The organism is Geothrix paludis (assembly GCF_022808815.1).
Classification (GTDB): domain Bacteria; phylum Acidobacteriota; class Holophagae; order Holophagales; family Holophagaceae; genus Geothrix; species Geothrix paludis.
In genome coordinates this window covers 634,405-650,338 of the sequence record NZ_JAKZLC010000001.1, presented here as the reverse complement: position 1 = coordinate 650,338, position 15,934 = coordinate 634,405, and the positions used below count along the sequence as shown (strand labels likewise).

Genomic DNA, 15,934 nt, shown 5'->3' with positions numbered 1-15,934 from the left:
CATGGATCCCTCCTTTGACGATGTCTGGGCTGAATGCGAGGACCTGTTCGTGCAGGCCCGGCAGAGGCTGGCGGCGCTGAAATCGCCTCAGCCGCCGCACGTGGTGCAAGCCTCCGTGAACGCCCTGTTCCGCACGACCCATACGCTGAAGGGCATGGCGGGGATGCTCGGCTTCCCCCGGTTCAGCCAGGCCGCCCACCGCATGGAGGACATCTTCGACCTGATGCGCCAGGGGCGGCTCCGGTCCACGGATTCATTGATCGAAACGCTCGAAGCCGGCATCCAGGCCCTGGAGTCCGGACTGACCGAGCTCCGGCGGGGGCGGCCGGAGCCGGAGGACTACCTGCACGCCATCCGGCGCCAGCTTGGTGAGCTGGAGGCGCTGGCCAGGCCGTCCGAAGGCGCGGTCCTTGACCTCACCGCGCTCCTGGACCTCCCGCCGGACATGCTGAAGGCTCTGTCCGAGTACGAGCGGACGCGGGTGACCGCGGTGCTCCTGGCGGGCATTCCCATCCAAGGCGTCAGCGTCCGGCTGGACCTGGCGACCTTCGACGACCGCCTCCGAAGCATCAGCGAGGCGGCGGGCGCCCAGGGCGAGCTGATCTCCACCCTGCCGCTCGAGATGCACGACGACCGCGACGGCCTGTTTTTCCTCCTGCTGGTGGCCGCGCCGGCTCTGGAGACCGACGGCCTGGACGTCCTTCCGGAGGAGAATCTGGAAATCATGGAACTGGCTGACCCGGACCGGGTGCCGGCCAGCTTGAAGGCGGATCCCGGCCCCCTGGTCGCGCCGCCAGCGCCGGGACCCGCACCAGTGGCCTCCCATTCCCCGGCGGCCTTGCCTCTGGATGCCGAGGTTCTGAGGTTGCCGGCCCAGCGGGTGGATGCCCTGGAGGCCAGGCTCATGACCGTCGCGCAGGTGCGGGACTCTGCGAGCCTGGCCCTCCGGGAGACCCAGGATCCCGGCCTGGCCCGGCCCATGGCCATGATGGGGGAGATCGAGGCCGGCCTGCTGGAGGTCCAGAAGGCCCTCCTTCAGATGCGCATGGTGAAGGTCGAGAGCCTGTTCCAGAGGATCGAGCCCATGGTGAGGGCCCTCAGCCGGGACATGGGGAAGCCGGTCCGGCTCACCTTCCAGGGCGGGGATCTGGAGCTCGAAAGAAGCCTGCTCGGGCGGCTCACGGAGCCGTTCCTCCACCTTGTGAGGAACGCCCTCGACCACGGGCTCGAGAGCCCCGAGGAACGCTCGGCCCAGGGCAAGGCGGAAACGGGTTCCCTGAAGATCTCGGCCTCCCAGCGGGGCCGGAACCTCCGCTTCGACCTCCGGGACGACGGGCGCGGCTTCGACCTGGCCCGCATCGAGGCGCGCGGCCTCGCCATGGGGCTGCTCAAGGATGGGCAGATCCACTCCGTCGAAGACCTCCATCGGCTGGCCCTGGAGCCCGGCTTCTCCACCAAGGAGCGGGCCTCGCAGATTTCGGGCCGGGGCGTGGGCATGGACGTGGTGCGGGCCGAGGTGGAAGGGATGGGTGGCGACATCCAGATCTCCAGTGAACCCCGCCGGGGCAGCCTGGTCCGGCTGAGCCTGCCCCTGTCCAGGGCCGTGATCGCCTGTCTGAAGGTCCGCTGCGGTCAGCAGACCTTCGGGGTGCCGCTGAACCACGTGCTCCGGGTCCAGTCGAGCCTCGCTCCCGTTCACGGGGGTGGGCGCATCGAGGTCCTGGGCCGCGACCTGCCCATGGAATCGCTCCAGGCCTGCCTGGGATTGTCCGAGCCATCCGGAGGCCAGCAGTTCTTCGTGGTGCTCCGCCAGCAGGGCGCTGCCGCTGAGTCTGGGCTGGATCTCGCGTTGGGGGTGGACGAAGTCGCGGGCCGTGTCGAGCTCCTGCTCCGGAGCCTGCCCGAGCTGGCCCACGCCCCGGGCATCATGGGTGGCAGCCTCCAGGAGGACGGCGTCCTCTGGGTGCTGGATCCGGAAGCGGTCATGGGTTTGGCCATGGATTCCCTCATGAAGCGGGTGGCCGATGTCTGAATCACGCCTCCTCCTCCACGCCAGGGCTGCCGGGCGGGCGTTCCTGCTGCCGGTGTCCGAACTCCGGGAGGTGGTGCCGGGCTCCCCGGTGACGCCCATTCCCAGCGGACCCCCGGGCATCCAGGGGGTGGTGCTTCATCACGGGGAATTCCTTCCGGTGCTGGACTGGGGCGTGGTCGTGGGAGATCCGGACCACGCGGCGCCCCCCGCCGTGCTGGCGGTCCTCCGACCCCGGCTGGGCCTGCCCCTGGAAGGGCTGGCCGGCACCGTGGAGGCTCCGGAGGGGGGCTTGAACGACCCTCCGGCCGAGGATGCCTGGGGGCCCATCCTGGCGGGGCTGTGCCGGCTGGGGAACCAGGATCTGCCGGTGCTGGATCCCGATCGGCTCCTGGCGCTCCTGCACCGCCTCCGCAAGGCCCGCTGACTGCCTGGGCCGTCCATGCGATGATGGGGGTTTCGTGCCCGGAGGCCCCCTTGAACCGTCGCCTTGCCGCCCCCGTCGGAATCACCGCAACTGGGCAATGTTTTCCTCCCAACGTGGTCACCAATGACGATCTCTCCAAGATCATGGAGACCAACGACGAGTGGATCCGCACCCGCACCGGCATCCGCGAGCGCCGCTGGGTCGAGCCCGGCACCGGCGCCTCCCAGCTGGGCGCCCCGGCCCTTCAGATGGCGCTGGATAACCGTGGCATCAAGGCTTCCGAGCTGGATCTGATCCTGGTCACCACCGTAACCCCCGACACCCTGTTCCCGGCCACGGCCTGCCGCATCCAGGACATGGTGGGCGCTACCAACGCCTTCGGGTTCGACTTGAATGCCGCCTGCTCGGGCTTCCTCTATGCCCTGACCACGGCTTCCAGCCTGGTGGCCGCCGGCGGCGTGCGTCGGGTCGCCGTGGTGGGCGTGGACATCATGTCCACCATCATCAACAAGGAGGACCGCGCCACCGCCGTCCTGTTCGGGGATGGCGCCGGCGCCGTGATCGTGGAACGGGTGGACGATGGTCTCGGCATCCTCGACTTCGAGCACAAGGTGGACGGCTCCGGCGGCTGCTTCCTGTTCATGCCCGCGGGCGGTTCGTTGAAGCCCGCCACCGCGGAGACCGTGGCGGCCAAGGAGCACTACATCCACCAGGCCGGCAGCGAGGTGTTCAAGAACGCCGTGCGCGAGATGGCCGACAACAGCAAGCTGCTTCTGGACCGCAACGGCTTCCGGGGCAGCGACTTGAAGCTGTTCGTGCCCCATCAGGCCAACATCCGCATCATGGATGCCGCCGCCAAGCGGCTGGAGCTCGATCCTTCCCGCATGATGGTGAACATCGACCGCTACGCCAACACCACCACGGCCACCATCCCCACCGCCCTGCATCAAGCCGTGGAGGCGAAGCGCATGGCCAAGGGCGACCTGGTGGTGCTGTCCGCCTTCGGCGCGGGCTTCACCTGGGGCTCCACGCTCCTGCGCTGGGCCTACTGAGATTCCGGCACCATGCGGATCATCGCCGGGAGCCTGAAGGGGCGCCGCCTGACGGCCCCCCCGGCCGGCGATCTGCGGGTCAGGCCAACCTCCGACCGGGCCCGCGAGGCGCTTTTCTCCATCCTCCAGCGATGGCCTTCGGGCCCTTTCCTCGACCTGTGCGCCGGAACGGGCGCGGTGGGGCTCGAGGCGCATTCCCGGGGGTACGGGCCGGTCACGTGCGTGGAAGTCGCCGAGCCCGGGTGGTCCTGCCTGCTCAGGAACGCCCACGCGACTGAGGTCAGAACGATGCGCGCGGATTTCCGTCGCCTGCCCGAAGATGCCTTCCGCGACCAGGCGGTGGTGTTCCTGGACCCCCCCTACGACCAGGCCGAGACCCTCTGGGGCCGGATGGCCGCCCGGCTGAGGCCCTGGATGGCGGAGGGCGGCGTCCTCGTGTTCGAGACGGACCGGGGCATCCGGCTGGAATTACAGGACGGCTGGGCTCTGGCCGAAATACGCGAGTATGGTGCAGCCCGATTCCATTTCTGGACCCCAGCTTGATTTCAAGGCTGAGGCTCCCGCCAGGGTGGATCCGTCCGTCCTGGCCATGGTGCTCGCCCGGCTGAAGCGGAGCACTGGGCTCGTCTGGCTCTCGGCCTTCCTGGTGGGTTTCCTGCTGTTCGTGCTCACGGCGCCTCCGGAATTCCGGCTGACCCTCCCGGGGCTGGCTGCCATGGCGTGCCTGCTGGCGCTTGCGGTGGGGGCCTCGATGCTCCAGATCCGCCGCCTGGACGGGCTCCTGGCGGAAGGAGTCCTCAAGGCGGACCTCTACCGCTCCCTGACCCGGTTCCCGCAGACTTCTTCGCTGCTGTTCCTCTACCTTGGGGCCTGCCTGAGCGCCGGGACCTACCTGTGGGTGAAGCTGCGCCTGGGCCAGAGCATCCTGGTGAGCTCGGTCATGGCGGCCATATTCCTGGTTGTGGTGGCGCTGGCGGCCATCAGCCAGTACTTCCTGACCAAGCAGAACCTGATGAAGATCTACCGGCTCCTGGCCGGACAACCAGGGTTCACCGAGTCTGAAGCGCGTTTCGCCACCAGCCTGCGAGCCAAGTTCGGCTTCGGCATCCTGGCCATGACTGGGGGCGTGCTCATGCTCTCCCTCCTGGTGTCGGGGCTCACGCTCCAGTCCTCCATCCGCACCAAAGTCACGAGCTACGCCAGGAACGAACTGGCCAACCTCGAGGACTCCGTGGCCTTCGTGCAGGAGATGAACACCACTCCGGAAGACCTGGATGCCTTCATGGGCACGCTGAGGCTCGGCACTGGCGGCGGCATTTCGCTCCAGCTCCCCGCTAGCAAGGGGGGAAACCTGCTCGGCTCCCGCCTCCAGCCTGGGGGAGGCGGGGATATCGTCGTGATCCAGCCCCTCCCGGACGGCTCGAAGCTCCGGGCGGTGATCCCCGAGTCCGAATACGCGGACGCCATCTGGAAGGCGTTCCGGCCCAGCCTGGCCATCCTGCTTCTGGCCGGGATCTTCCTGATCTACTTCATCCAGCTGATCCTCCGCGATGTGCAGCAGCCGCTGCTGCTGCTCAGCCGCAATGCCAAGCGGGTGGGGGAGGGGCGCATCGATACCCTCGAGGCCGTCTACAGCGATGACGAAGTGGCCACCCTCGCCGAAGGCTTCGGCCGCATGGTGGGGAGCCTGCGGGGCATGGTGGTCCAGATCCGTTCGGCCAGCCGCGACCTGGCCAGGGCCTCCAGCGCGATCCGGGAGTCCGCGGACGGGGTCCGCCAGTCCAGTCACGGCCAGCGCGAACTCATCGAATCGTTCCACGAGGAGATCAACGAGCTGACGGACACCTCCATCAGCATCAGCGCCAGCTCCATGGAGCTGAGCCTGGCCTCCGAGAACACCAACTCGACCATCGTCCAGATGGCCGCCAGCGTGCAGCAGATCAACCGGAGCATGGATGAGCTGCTGCTGGTGGTCGAGGGGATCACCTCCGCCATCCGCGACTTCGACATCTCCATCAAGAACGTGGGCAAGAACGTCGACCACCTCGCCGGCCACGCCGAGCACACGCGGGAGTTCGCGGAGAATCTCGAGCAGAGCGCCTCCGCCATCGACGACAACGTGAAGATCGCCCGGCGCTACGCCAAGAACGTGATCCACACCGTGGCCCGCGGCATGGAGCTGGTGGCCAGGAACCGGGACAAGATCCATGTGATCGACCGGGTCGTCCAGGACTTCCAGAGCACCACGCGCACCCTCCTGCAGCAGGGAACCGACATCGCGAAGATCCTGGACTACATCGGGAGCCACGCGCAGCAGACCAACCTGCTCGCCCTGAACGCCGCCATCATCGCCTCCCAGAGCGGCGTGGCGGGGGAGGGGCAGGCCAAGGGGTTCTCCGTGGTGGCTGACGAGATCAAGGAGCTCGCCGAGCAGACCGGACGTTCCACCCAGGAGATCCAGCAGATCATCGGCACCCTGCAGGCGGAGATCCGGAAGGCCTACCAGCAGGTGGAGCTGGGGATCGATGCCGTCCGGGACGGGGCCGAATCCGTGGTCCAGAGCGAAGAGGCCCTCCAGGCCATCCTCGAATCCGTCGGGGGCATGGACCGGGTGGTGGAGAGCATCCTCAGCGAGACCCTCCAGCAGGGCGGCCAGGCGAGCCTCATCCACGAGGCCAACCGGAACATCCACCACCAGGTGGAGACGATCCGCTCGGTCATGGAAGAGCAGCAGCAGACCAGCAACCACATCCTGTCCCTGGCCATGAACGTCCAGCAGGCCACGAGCGTGGTGCGGGACTCGACCCGGGAGCAGAGCGCGGGCAGCGATGAAATCGCGAAGGCCACGGAGCAGGTCCGGACCCTGGCCAGCAGCCTCCACGAGATCCTGGCCCGCCAGGAGAACCATGTGCTGTCCCTGAAGGAGACCATGAACCGGGTGCTGGGCAAGGCCCTGGAGAGCGAACGGGCCATCGAGGACTCCAGCGGAGCCGTGGAACAGCTGGGGGTCCAGGTCCACATGCTCAACCGAGAGGTGAACCTCTTCAAGTTGTAGCGCTACTGTTAGGCTGGAAGCCGCTTCCCCGGGCCCCCTGCATGTACCGCCTGTCCATCAAGACCAAGCTGAGCGCTGTCATCAGCATCCTGGTCCTCTCGTTCATCGCCTTCAACCTGCTCTACTACCCGCGGTGGGTGGAACAGCAGATCCGCGCCCAGGCTGAACTGAGCGCCCGACAGGTGGCCGAGACGGCCAGCTATGCCCTGGGCCCGGCGGTGAGCAAGGGGAACACCCGGGACATCGCCAAGGTCCTTCAGGGCGTACAGAACATCCCCTCCTTCCGGTTCAGCGCCGTCTACGGCTCGGACGGCGAAGCCCTGGACAGCACGCCGACCACGCCCGAGTGGGCCACAGGCCAGGTGCTGCGGGACGGCATCTCCCACACGTACACCCGCCGGGAGAGCAACATGCTGGTGGCCGTGGCGCCGGTCTTCTACGAGGAGCCAAGGGCCGACCAGGTGGGTACCCTCGTGCTCGGCTTCACCACGGAGGGGACCCAGCGGGCCGTCCGCGAGAACATCCGCGCGAGCCTGGCGGTGGGCCTGGTGACCTTGGTGCTGGGCATCGGGGCGGCGATCTTCCTCTCGAACCGCTACCTCCGGCCGGTGATCCAGCTGACCGAGGCCGCCCAGAAAGTGGCCCAGGGCCACCTGGAGACGGTCTCCGTGAAGGTCTCCACACGGGACGAAATCCAGGATCTGAGCCAGTCCTTCGAGGTGATGACCGACAAGCTGCGCGTCTCCCGGGACGAGATCGAGCGCCAGAACCGCCTGCTGGAATACCGCGTCCAGGAACGCACCCGTCAGCTTATGGAAACCATCTGGGAACTGGAGGAGATCCGCGCCAACCTCGAGCAGCTCGTCCAGGAGCGCACCCGCGGACTGGAGCAGAGCCGGATGGAGCTCAAGGCCTGGGCCAGCACCCTGGAGGAGAAGGTCCAGGAGAAGACCCGGGAGCTACGGGATCTCAATGACAGCCTGCTCACCAGCTACCAGAAGCTGAAGGAGGTGGACCGGCTGAAGGACGAATTCCTGGCGAACGTGAGCCACGAACTGCGGACTCCCCTGAACTCCATCATCGGATTCTCGGGCATGCTCATGCAGGACCCTGGCGGGCGGCTGGGAGAGGAGGTAAAAGAGGATCTTCAGATCATCTACCAGAACGGGCGGTCCCTTCTGGGTTTGATCGACTCGATTCTCGACCTCTCCAAGATCGAAGCGGGCAAGATGGCCCTGGACCTCGAGGAGGTGGATCCCGTGGCATTGCTGGACGAAGTGAAAGCCATGGCGGCGGGTCTGGTCCAGGATCGCCCCATCACCCTGGAGTACCAGCGTCCCGACGGCCCATTCCGCGTCATGGGGGATCGGGACCGCCTCCGGCAGGTCTTCACGAATCTCGTGGGCAACGCGGTCAAGTTCACGGAGAGCGGGTCCGTGCGGATCACGGCCGAGGCCGTTGGAGATCGCTTCTTCGTCCGCATCGAGGACACGGGCATCGGCATGACGGAAGAGGACCTGGGCCGCCTGTTCAAACCGTTCCAGCAGGTGGATGGGAGCATCTCGCGGCGCTTCGGCGGGACGGGCCTCGGCCTGGCCATCAGCCAGCGGTTCATGGGACTCATGAACGGCCGCATCCGGGCCTCCAGCCGCAAGGGCGAGGGCAGCGTCTTCGAAGTGGAGATGCCCCTGGTCACCGGGGTGGCGGCATGAGCAGCAACCTCCGGAAGATCCTCTGCATCGAGGACAACGCCATGAACTGGCGGCTGGTCCACCGCCTGCTCTCCCAGGCGGGGTTCGAGCCGCACTGGGCGGACGATGGCCTGAAGGGATACGAGATGGCCGTGCAGCTCAAGCCGGCCCTGATCCTGCTGGACATCAACCTGCCCGGCCTTTCGGGGTTCGAGGTGGCCACCAAGCTGCGTCAGAACCCGTCCATGAATGGTGTCCTGATCGTCGCCCTCACCGCCAAGACCATGCGCAGCGACCGGGAGACCGCGCTGGTGACAGGCTGCGATGGGTTCATCTCCAAGCCCATCGATCCCTTCCTGTTCGTGGGGCAGGTCGAGGCCTACCTCGGCGGGCAGCGGGACCGCCTCGAGCAGGGGCGGGAAGGCGCGGCCCTCCGGCAGTTCACCCACCAGGTGGTCGAGCATCTGGAGGCCCAGCTCCGCGAGGCGCAGGAGGGCAACCGGAAGCTCCTGGAGGTCCAGGCCGCGCTGGAGCAGCGCAGCCACCACCTCTCCAGACTGCTGGCCCTCGGCAGGGAGACCATTCCCCTCAGGGACGTGGATGAGATCTGCTCTCGGATCCTGGGCCAGATGCGGGAAGAACTGGGCCTTGAGCACCTGACCACCTACCACCTGCACTCGAGTGGGGCCTATTTCCAAGGCTGGACCTGGGGTTCCAACGGGATGGTGGAGACGCCCGTGCTGCCCAGGGAGCAGCCCCTGGCCAATGGCGTGGAGGCGCTTCCGGCCGGCCTGGTCCTCATGAACACGGAGCTCCGCCAGACAGCGGCCTGGGAGCAGGGGATCGACCTGGGATTGTGGGATCCGCGGGCCCAGGCGATGCTGCTGCCCCTGCGCAGCCGCTCCGGCGAGGACCGCCTCTGGGGGTTCCTCGCGGCGGATCGCTCTGGCGCGGCTTTCCAGGCCTTCGAGATGGAGCTGGCCGCCCTCTATGCCGGCAGCCTCCAGGTCACGGTGGAGAACGCCGAGCTCATCGGCCACCTGGACGAGACCAGCCAGGCCCTCAGCACCAGCTACGAAGGGCTCGAATCCACCTATGTGGCGCTCAAGAACGCCCAGCGCGCCCTGGTGGCCCAGGACCGGAAGACTGCTCTCGGCGCCCTTTTCCTTCAGATGGCCCAGCGCCTCCAGACGCCGGTGCGGACCCTGAAGGAGGAGAGCCACATCCTGTCCGTCCACATGGAGCGGGCCGATATCCCGCCCCCCGAGGAGCGGGAGGCCTGCCAGCGTTCCATGGAATCGATCCGCCGCGCCATCGCCCAGGTGGACGACCTGGTCCGGGTCCTGCTCCGCCGGACGGGTCAGGTCGAAGCCAGCGCCCCGGAGTGGATCCACCTGCACGACCTGATCCACCAGGAACTGGAGATCCTGCACGTGGACGGGACGCTCCCACCGGAATTCCCGCTGGAGCTCAACCTGCAGGCCCCCAGGGACCTGATCTTCGGGGTCTCCACCGATTTCTCGGACCTGCTGGGGCACCTCGTGGCCCATGCGCTGGGGGGCGCCGCGAGCCGGATCCAGTTGCGCTCCTGGGGAGGGAAGCGGCACTTCCGCCTGGAACTGGAGGACGACGGTGGCCCCATCGCTCCGGAACTCCTGGAGCGGGCCTTCGAACCCTTGTCCGGGCTGCGGCCTGAGGCTCCGGCCCCAGAGCCGGGGCGGCGCCCCGGGGCTGGATTGCCGTCCTGCGCCCAGCTCATGACCGCCTACGGGGGCACCGTCGAACTTCTGGCCGCCCCTCGTGGAACCATCGTCCGGCTCAGCCTCCGGATGGACTGACGCGCGTCACCACCTTCTCGATCCGCTTCTCGTAGGCCGTTCCCAGCACGAGCTGGTGGACGAAGATGCCGGGGGTGTGGATGGCGTCGGGATCCAGCTCGCCCACCTCGACGATCTCCTCCACTTCCGCGATGCAGACCTTGCCGCAGGTGGCGGCCATGGGGTTGAAGTTGCGGGCGGTCTTTCGGTAGACGAGGTTGCCCAGCCGGTCCGCCTTCCAGGCCTTCACCAGGGCGAAGTCCGCGAAGATGCCCTGCTCGAGCACGCATTCGCGACCGTTAAACCGCCGTGTCTCCTTGCCCTCGGCCACCTTGGTGCCGGCGCCCGTGGGGGTGAAGAAGGCCGGAATGCCGGCGCCGCCGGCCCGCATGCGCTCCGCCAGGGTGCCCTGGGGCACCAGTTCCACCTCCAGCTCGCCGCTGAGGAACTGGCGGGCGAACTCGGCGTTCTCGCCCACATAGCTGCTGACCATCTTGTGGATCTGGCGGTTCCGCAGGAGGATGCCCAGGCCGAAATCGTCCACGCCGGCGTTGTTGGAATAGCAGGTCAGGCCCTTGATGCCGGTCTGGGCCAGGGCCGCGATGAGGTGCTCGGGAATGCCGCAGAGGCCGAAGCCGCCCACGGCGAGGTGGGCCCCGTCGGGGATGTCCTTCACGGCTTCCAGGGCGGTGCTGATGCGCTTGTCGATCATGGGGTGAACCTCGGAACGGCCCAACAGTGTGCCATCTCTGGCATCCTGCTCCAGTCCCTGTTTGAACCGGGAGGAGGCCCCGTGAAGCCCGCAGTGTTCCTGGATCGTGATGGCACCCTCAACGAGGAGGTGGATTACCTCAGCGAACCGGACCGCCTGGCGATGATTCCGGGCTCTGCGGCGGCCGTGGCCCGCCTCAATGCCAGGGGCATCCCGGTAGTGGTGGTCACGAACCAGAGCGGGATCGGGCGAGGGAAATACGGGTGGCAGGATTTCGCCGCCGTCATGAGCCGCATGGGGACGCTGTTGGCCCTGGAGAACGCCTGGATCGACGCCGTGTACGCCGCCCCCCACCACGAGAAGGGGCAGGGGGAGTATGCCGTGGCGGATCACCCGGACCGCAAGCCGAACCCGGGCATGCTGCTGAAAGCGGCGGAAGAGCATGATCTCGACCTGGCAGGGTCCTGGATGGTCGGAGACAAGGCCATCGACCTGGAGGCCGGCCGCCGGGCGGGGTGCCGGGTGGCCCTGGTCCGCACGGGTTATGGGGTGGAGGTGGACGGGTCCATGGCAGATTTGGTGGCCGCGGATCTGTCGGAAGCCGTGGAACGCATCCTGGCCCAGTGGCCATGATCCTGATCGAGAAGACCGGCCTCGTGCCGGGCACACTGATCACGCGCTACAAGCGGTTCCTGGTGGATGTGAGGCTGGGGGACGGCTCCATCGTCACCGGTCACACCACCAACACGGGTTCCATGAAGACATGCTGGGAGGCCGGGGATCGGGTGCTGCTGGAACCCGCGACCAACCCCAATCGCAAGCTGAAGTTCACCTGGCTGGCGGTGGAGCGGGCCGGCGGCTGGGTGGGCGTGGAAACCGGCATGCCGAACCGGGTGGTGGCCGAGGCCGCCCGGCGGGATGCGCTGCCCGGACTGCCTGGCTTGCGCGGCGTGCGCACGGAGGTGAAATACGGCGCCGAGAACAGCCGCATCGATGTGCTGGCCGAGGATGGGGAGGGCCGTCAGGTGTTCATCGAGGTGAAGAACGCCACCTTGAAGGATGGGCCCTGGGCCTTGTTCCCGGATGCCGTGACCGAACGTGGAACCAAGCACCTGCGTGAGCTCCAGGCCATGGTCCGCCAAGGTCACCGCGCCGCCATCGCCCTGTTCGTGCACCGCACGGACGTGGACCGGTTCGATGCGGCCCGCGAGATCGATCCGGCCTATGCGGCGGAGCTTGATCGCGCGGCGGATACCGGAGTGGTGGTCCTGCCGCTGGCTGTGCGCCTGGTCACAAGGCAGGAGGAGAGCGGTCTGTGGAGGCTCGGATGGGAATTACCGGGCCTTCTGCCTTGGGTGCCCCGGCGATAGACTGGGGCTTCCCAACCGGAGTTCCCCATGTCCACTTCTGTGTCCGAACTGATGAAGACGCCTCTGAACGCCGCCCACCGCGCCCTGAGCGCCAAGATGGTGGACTTCGGCGGATGGGACATGCCCGTGCAGTACCCGACGGGGATCATCGCGGAACATGAGGCGGTCAGGACCAAGGCGGGCCTCTTCGATGTGAGCCACATGGGGGAGTTCCGCGTGAAGGGCCCCGGGGCCCTGGCCCTGGTGGAGCACCTCACCCCGAACGCCGTCTCCAAGCTGGCTCTGGGCCAGGTGCACTACACCGCCTTCCTCTACGAGAACGGCACCTTCGTGGATGACCTGCTGGTCTACCGCGAGGGCGAGCAGGAATTCCTCCTGGTGGTGAACGCCGGCAACATCGACAAGGACTTCGCCTGGGTGCAGAAGCACGCCGCGGCGTTCGACTGCACGGTGGTGAACGAGAGCCCGGCCACGGGCCAGATCGCCCTCCAGGGCCCGCTGGCGGTGGGCATGCTCCAGCCCCTCACGAAGACCCCGCTCGATCCCATCGGATACTACTTCTTCACGCACGGCGAGGTGGCGGGGATCAGGTGCCTCATCAGCCGCACAGGCTATACCGGCGAGGACGGCTTCGAGCTCTACTGCGCCGCCGCCGACACCGAGAAGCTCTGGAACGCCGTCCTGGCCGCCGGCAAGCCGGCCGGCCTGGTCCCTGCGGGCCTGGGCTGCCGCAACACCCTGCGCCTGGAATGCAAGATGGCGCTCTACGGCCACGAGATCGACGACAGCATCCACGCCCTGGAGGCGGGCCTCGGCTGGATCGTGAAGCTGGACAAGGGCGGTTTCATCGGCCGGGATGCCCTGCTGGCCGCGAAGGCCGCTCCCGCGCCCCGGAAACTGGTGGGCTTCAAGACCCTCGAGAAGCGGGACATCGCCCGCGACCACATGCCCGTGGTGCAGGCCGGCAAGCAGATCGGCTTCGTCACCAGCGCCGCGCCCTCGCCCACCTGCGGCTTCAATCTGGGCCTCGCCTACGTCCCCACCGAGCTGGCCAAGGTCGGCGGGCGGATCCAGATCGAGATCCGCGGCCGGGCCGTGGATGCGGAGATCATCCCCACGCCGTTCTACAAGCGGCAGAAGTAGCTCTCAGCTATCAGCCGTCAGCTATCAGTTTTCATAGACCAACCTGGAGGATTCATGTTCCCTGCCGATCTGAAGTACACCAAGGACCACGAGTGGGTGAAGCCCGCGGGCGACGGCACTGCGCTGGTGGGCATCACGCACTACGCGCAGGACGCTTTGGGCGACGTGGTGTTCGTGGACCTGCCGGAGGCCGGCGCCTCCTTCGGAGCTGGCGAGGAGTTCGGCACGGTGGAGTCCGTGAAGACGGTGTCCGAGCTGAACATGCCCTCCGCCGGCGAAGTCCTCGAAGTGAACGCGGCCCTTGCCGACCATCCGGAAGCCGTGAATGAGGACCCCTACGGCAAGGGCTGGATGGTCAAGATCAAGCTGTCCGGCGCCCTGTCCGGCGAGCTGCTGGACGCCGCCGCCTACGAAGCCCTGGTGAGCGCGGAAAGCCACTAGGCTCATGCCGTTTCCGCTTCTGACAGCCCTGCTCTGGGGGACGGTGCCGGTCCCGGGACCGTTGCCGTCCGCCCAGCCCCCGGGAGTGCCCCAGGCGGTGGTCGCCCCCGCCCGGGCGCCCGAATCCGATGCGACGCGAATCGCGCGGTTGCGCGCCCTGGTCGAGGCCGCCGAGAAGGCTCTGGAGGCGGACGATGAGGACACGGCCGGAACCCGCTCGGATGAGGCCGATGTCCTCACGGCCGATTGGCCTCCCGAGCTGCTCCGCAGGCCGGAGGTGCAGGAGCTGATCCAGCGCCTGAAGGAAGTGCAGGACCAGTTGGCCGCCGAAGAGCCCGAGGCCCCGGGAGAGGCGGAACCCGGGCTCAAGGCCGCTGAGGAGGTGATCTCCATCAGCGGTGAGGAGCTCAAGAGCGAGCTGGAGAAGGTGCGTGCGGCCGAGCAGGGGGCGACCTACGACTTCCCCATCGACCTGAATGACAAGGTGCTCACCTGGGTGAGCGTCTTCACCACCACCAAGCGCGGCTTCATGGAGAACGCCCTGGGCCGTGCATCGGTGTACATGCCCATGATCCGGCAGGTCTTCGCCGAGGAGGGTGTCCCCTCGGACCTGGCCTACCTCGCGGTCATCGAATCGGGCTTCCGCAACGAGGCCAAGAGTCGGGCCAAGGCCGTGGGCATGTGGCAGTTCATCCGCTCCACCGGGCGGATCTACGGACTGACCGCCAATGCCTGGGTCGAAGAACGGCGCGATCCGGTCAAGTCCGCACGGGCCGCGGCCCGCTACCTGAAGCGCCTCTACGAGATCTCCGGGGACTGGTACCTGGCGGCCTCCGGCTACAACGCGGGCCCTCTGACGCTGGAGCGCGCCATCCAGAATGTGGGCACGCGCAACTTCTGGGATCTGGCCCGCTCCCGCTGGCTGCGCACCGAGACCAAGAACTACGTGCCGGAGCTCTGCGCGGCGATCCTGGTGGGACGCAATCCGGTCCGGTACGGCCTGGCCATCGCCCCTCTCGCGCCCTACGTCTACGAGACCGTCACGGTCCCCACCCAGACCAGCCTCGCGGTGCTGGCCCGGTGCGCAGGGACGGACGCGTCGACGCTGAAGGCCCTGAATCCCGAACTTCTGCGGGGCTCCACGCCCCCGGGCAGCTACACCCTCCGCGTGCCTCCCGGCAAGGCTCTGGAGTGTATGCGGCAGCTCGCCCGCATGCCGGCCGGCCGGCGGCTGAACTTCCAGCACTACACGGTCCGGCGGGGCGACACCCTCGTGAAGGTCGCGAAACGGTTCAAGCTGACGCCCGATGACCTGCTCGATGCCAATGACATCACCGCCCGGCAGTTCAAGCCTGGAAAGCGCCTGCTGATTCCTCCCGCGCCCAGCTTGCTTCTGGACGCGCGGGATCTCGCGCCCAGGATCGAGCGCGTGAAGCTGCTGGGCGACCGGCCCCTGGATCCTCTCCCGGCCGTTCCCGTGGTGTCCGCTCCTCCTGCGGAAGGCGCCCCGGCCCCGGCGGTCGAAGCGGGCAGCGGCGCCGCCCCGGCGGTCGCTCAAGTTCCCGCCCAGTCTGAGGCTCCTGCTCCGGCATCCGCGGGCGCGCCTAGTTCTGCGGCCAACGCCGATCGGACCGACGCCACCTCCTCTGAACCCGCATCCACCGGCGCCACCTACCGGGCCAAACCCGGAGACACCCTCGCCAAGATCGCCCGGGCCCGGAAGATCCCACTGGGCGAGCTCATGCGGCTCAACCCGGAGGCTGTGAAGGCTCTGCACCCCGGAGATAGCGTGCTGCTGCCTGGTTCCAAGGGGCCCGGCGCCTCTGCAAGGACGGAGGCCGCGCCCCGCATCCACGTCGTCCGTCGCGGCGAGACCCTCGCCGCCATCGGCCGGAAGTACGGTCTGGATCCCATGGATCTCAAGGCCTGGAACCGGATGAAGGGTGACCGCGTCAAGACGGGCCAGAAGCTCCGCCTGACACCCCGATGATCTGTGCTTGCGGAAGCCGCAAAGGAGTGTGATACTGGGTCTTCCCCATTGGGGCCATAGCTCAGCTGGGAGAGCGCTTGCATGGCATGCAAGAGGTCGTCGGTTCGATCCCGATTGGCTCCACCAAACAGAAGGCCACCGCAAGGTGGCCTTCTTGCTGTCAGCCTTCAGCTATCAGCTGTCAGCCACCCTCGCACCGATAGCTGA

Annotated in this window: 13 protein-coding genes and 1 tRNA gene; 13 read left to right on the top strand and 1 reads right to left on the bottom strand. The window is 67.6% G+C overall.

What is annotated here, in order from left to right:
* Position 1: 1 nt before the first annotated feature.
* From MLE64_RS02990 to MLE64_RS02960, 7 genes are read left to right on the top strand one after another with little or no spacing between them, the layout of a single operon-like run.
* Positions 2-2,032 carry a chemotaxis protein CheA gene (locus MLE64_RS02990; protein ID WP_243315704.1) on the top strand — a complete coding sequence of 677 codons (2,031 nt, stop codon included), beginning with the start codon at positions 2-4 and terminating at the stop codon, positions 2,030-2,032.
* The gene (locus tag MLE64_RS02985; protein WP_243315702.1) at positions 2,025-2,456 is read left to right on the top strand and encodes a chemotaxis protein CheW; all 432 of its coding nucleotides are present in this window, start codon (positions 2,025-2,027) and stop codon (positions 2,454-2,456) included. The genes MLE64_RS02990 and MLE64_RS02985 overlap by 8 nt, the downstream gene beginning before the upstream one ends.
* 50 nt (positions 2,457-2,506) lie before the next feature.
* The gene (locus MLE64_RS02980) at positions 2,507-3,508 is read left to right on the top strand and encodes a beta-ketoacyl-ACP synthase III (RefSeq protein WP_243315698.1); all 1,002 of its coding nucleotides are present in this window, start codon (positions 2,507-2,509) and stop codon (positions 3,506-3,508) included.
* Between the two features lie 12 nt (positions 3,509-3,520).
* On the top strand, positions 3,521-4,051 hold the full coding sequence (locus MLE64_RS02975; RefSeq protein WP_243315695.1) for an RsmD family RNA methyltransferase: 531 nt from the start codon (positions 3,521-3,523) through the stop codon (positions 4,049-4,051).
* A 25-nt stretch (positions 4,052-4,076) separates the two neighbouring features.
* The gene (locus tag MLE64_RS02970) at positions 4,077-6,563 is read left to right on the top strand and encodes a methyl-accepting chemotaxis protein (protein WP_243315685.1); all 2,487 of its coding nucleotides are present in this window, start codon (positions 4,077-4,079) and stop codon (positions 6,561-6,563) included.
* 41 nt (positions 6,564-6,604) lie between these two features.
* Entirely contained in the window at positions 6,605-8,275 is a 1,671-nt protein-coding gene (locus MLE64_RS02965; RefSeq protein WP_243293725.1) for a sensor histidine kinase, read from the top strand.
* On the top strand, positions 8,272-10,092 hold the full coding sequence (locus tag MLE64_RS02960; RefSeq protein ID WP_243315682.1) for a hybrid sensor histidine kinase/response regulator: 1,821 nt from the start codon (positions 8,272-8,274) through the stop codon (positions 10,090-10,092). Before MLE64_RS02965 ends, MLE64_RS02960 begins: the two co-directional genes overlap by 4 nt.
* On the opposite strand, the gene MLE64_RS02955 is transcribed toward MLE64_RS02960, so the two are convergent.
* Positions 10,073-10,783 (bottom strand): CoA transferase subunit A, encoded by a 711-nt coding sequence (locus tag MLE64_RS02955; protein WP_243315680.1) that lies wholly within the window; start codon positions 10,781-10,783, stop codon positions 10,073-10,075. The two genes, MLE64_RS02960 and MLE64_RS02955, sit on opposite strands and share 20 nt — an antisense overlap.
* Before the next feature lie 81 nt (positions 10,784-10,864).
* Between MLE64_RS02955 and MLE64_RS02950 the strand changes: the two genes are divergently transcribed.
* The 6 genes from MLE64_RS02950 to MLE64_RS02925 all read left to right on the top strand — a co-directional run bounded on the left by MLE64_RS02950 (position 10,865) and on the right by MLE64_RS02925 (position 15,853).
* On the top strand, positions 10,865-11,416 hold the full coding sequence (locus tag MLE64_RS02950) for a D-glycero-alpha-D-manno-heptose-1,7-bisphosphate 7-phosphatase (RefSeq protein ID WP_243315678.1): 552 nt from the start codon (positions 10,865-10,867) through the stop codon (positions 11,414-11,416).
* Positions 11,413-12,153, top strand: coding sequence for a DNA/RNA nuclease SfsA (sfsA, locus tag MLE64_RS02945; RefSeq protein ID WP_243315676.1), 741 nt, complete (start codon positions 11,413-11,415; stop codon positions 12,151-12,153). Before MLE64_RS02950 ends, sfsA begins: the two co-directional genes overlap by 4 nt.
* 39 nt (positions 12,154-12,192) lie before the next feature.
* Entirely contained in the window at positions 12,193-13,296 is a 1,104-nt protein-coding gene (gene gcvT / locus MLE64_RS02940) for a glycine cleavage system aminomethyltransferase GcvT (RefSeq protein WP_423748242.1), read from the top strand.
* 54 nt (positions 13,297-13,350) lie between these two features.
* Complete coding sequence (gene gcvH / locus MLE64_RS02935) at positions 13,351-13,737, top strand: glycine cleavage system protein GcvH (RefSeq protein ID WP_243286149.1); 387 nt, start codon at positions 13,351-13,353, stop codon at positions 13,735-13,737.
* A gap of 4 nt (positions 13,738-13,741) precedes the next feature.
* The gene (locus MLE64_RS02930) at positions 13,742-15,727 is read left to right on the top strand and encodes a LysM peptidoglycan-binding domain-containing protein (RefSeq protein WP_243315672.1); all 1,986 of its coding nucleotides are present in this window, start codon (positions 13,742-13,744) and stop codon (positions 15,725-15,727) included.
* A gap of 50 nt (positions 15,728-15,777) precedes the next feature.
* Positions 15,778-15,853: transfer RNA gene (locus MLE64_RS02925), tRNA-Ala, on the top strand.
* Positions 15,854-15,934: the final 81 nt, after the last annotated feature.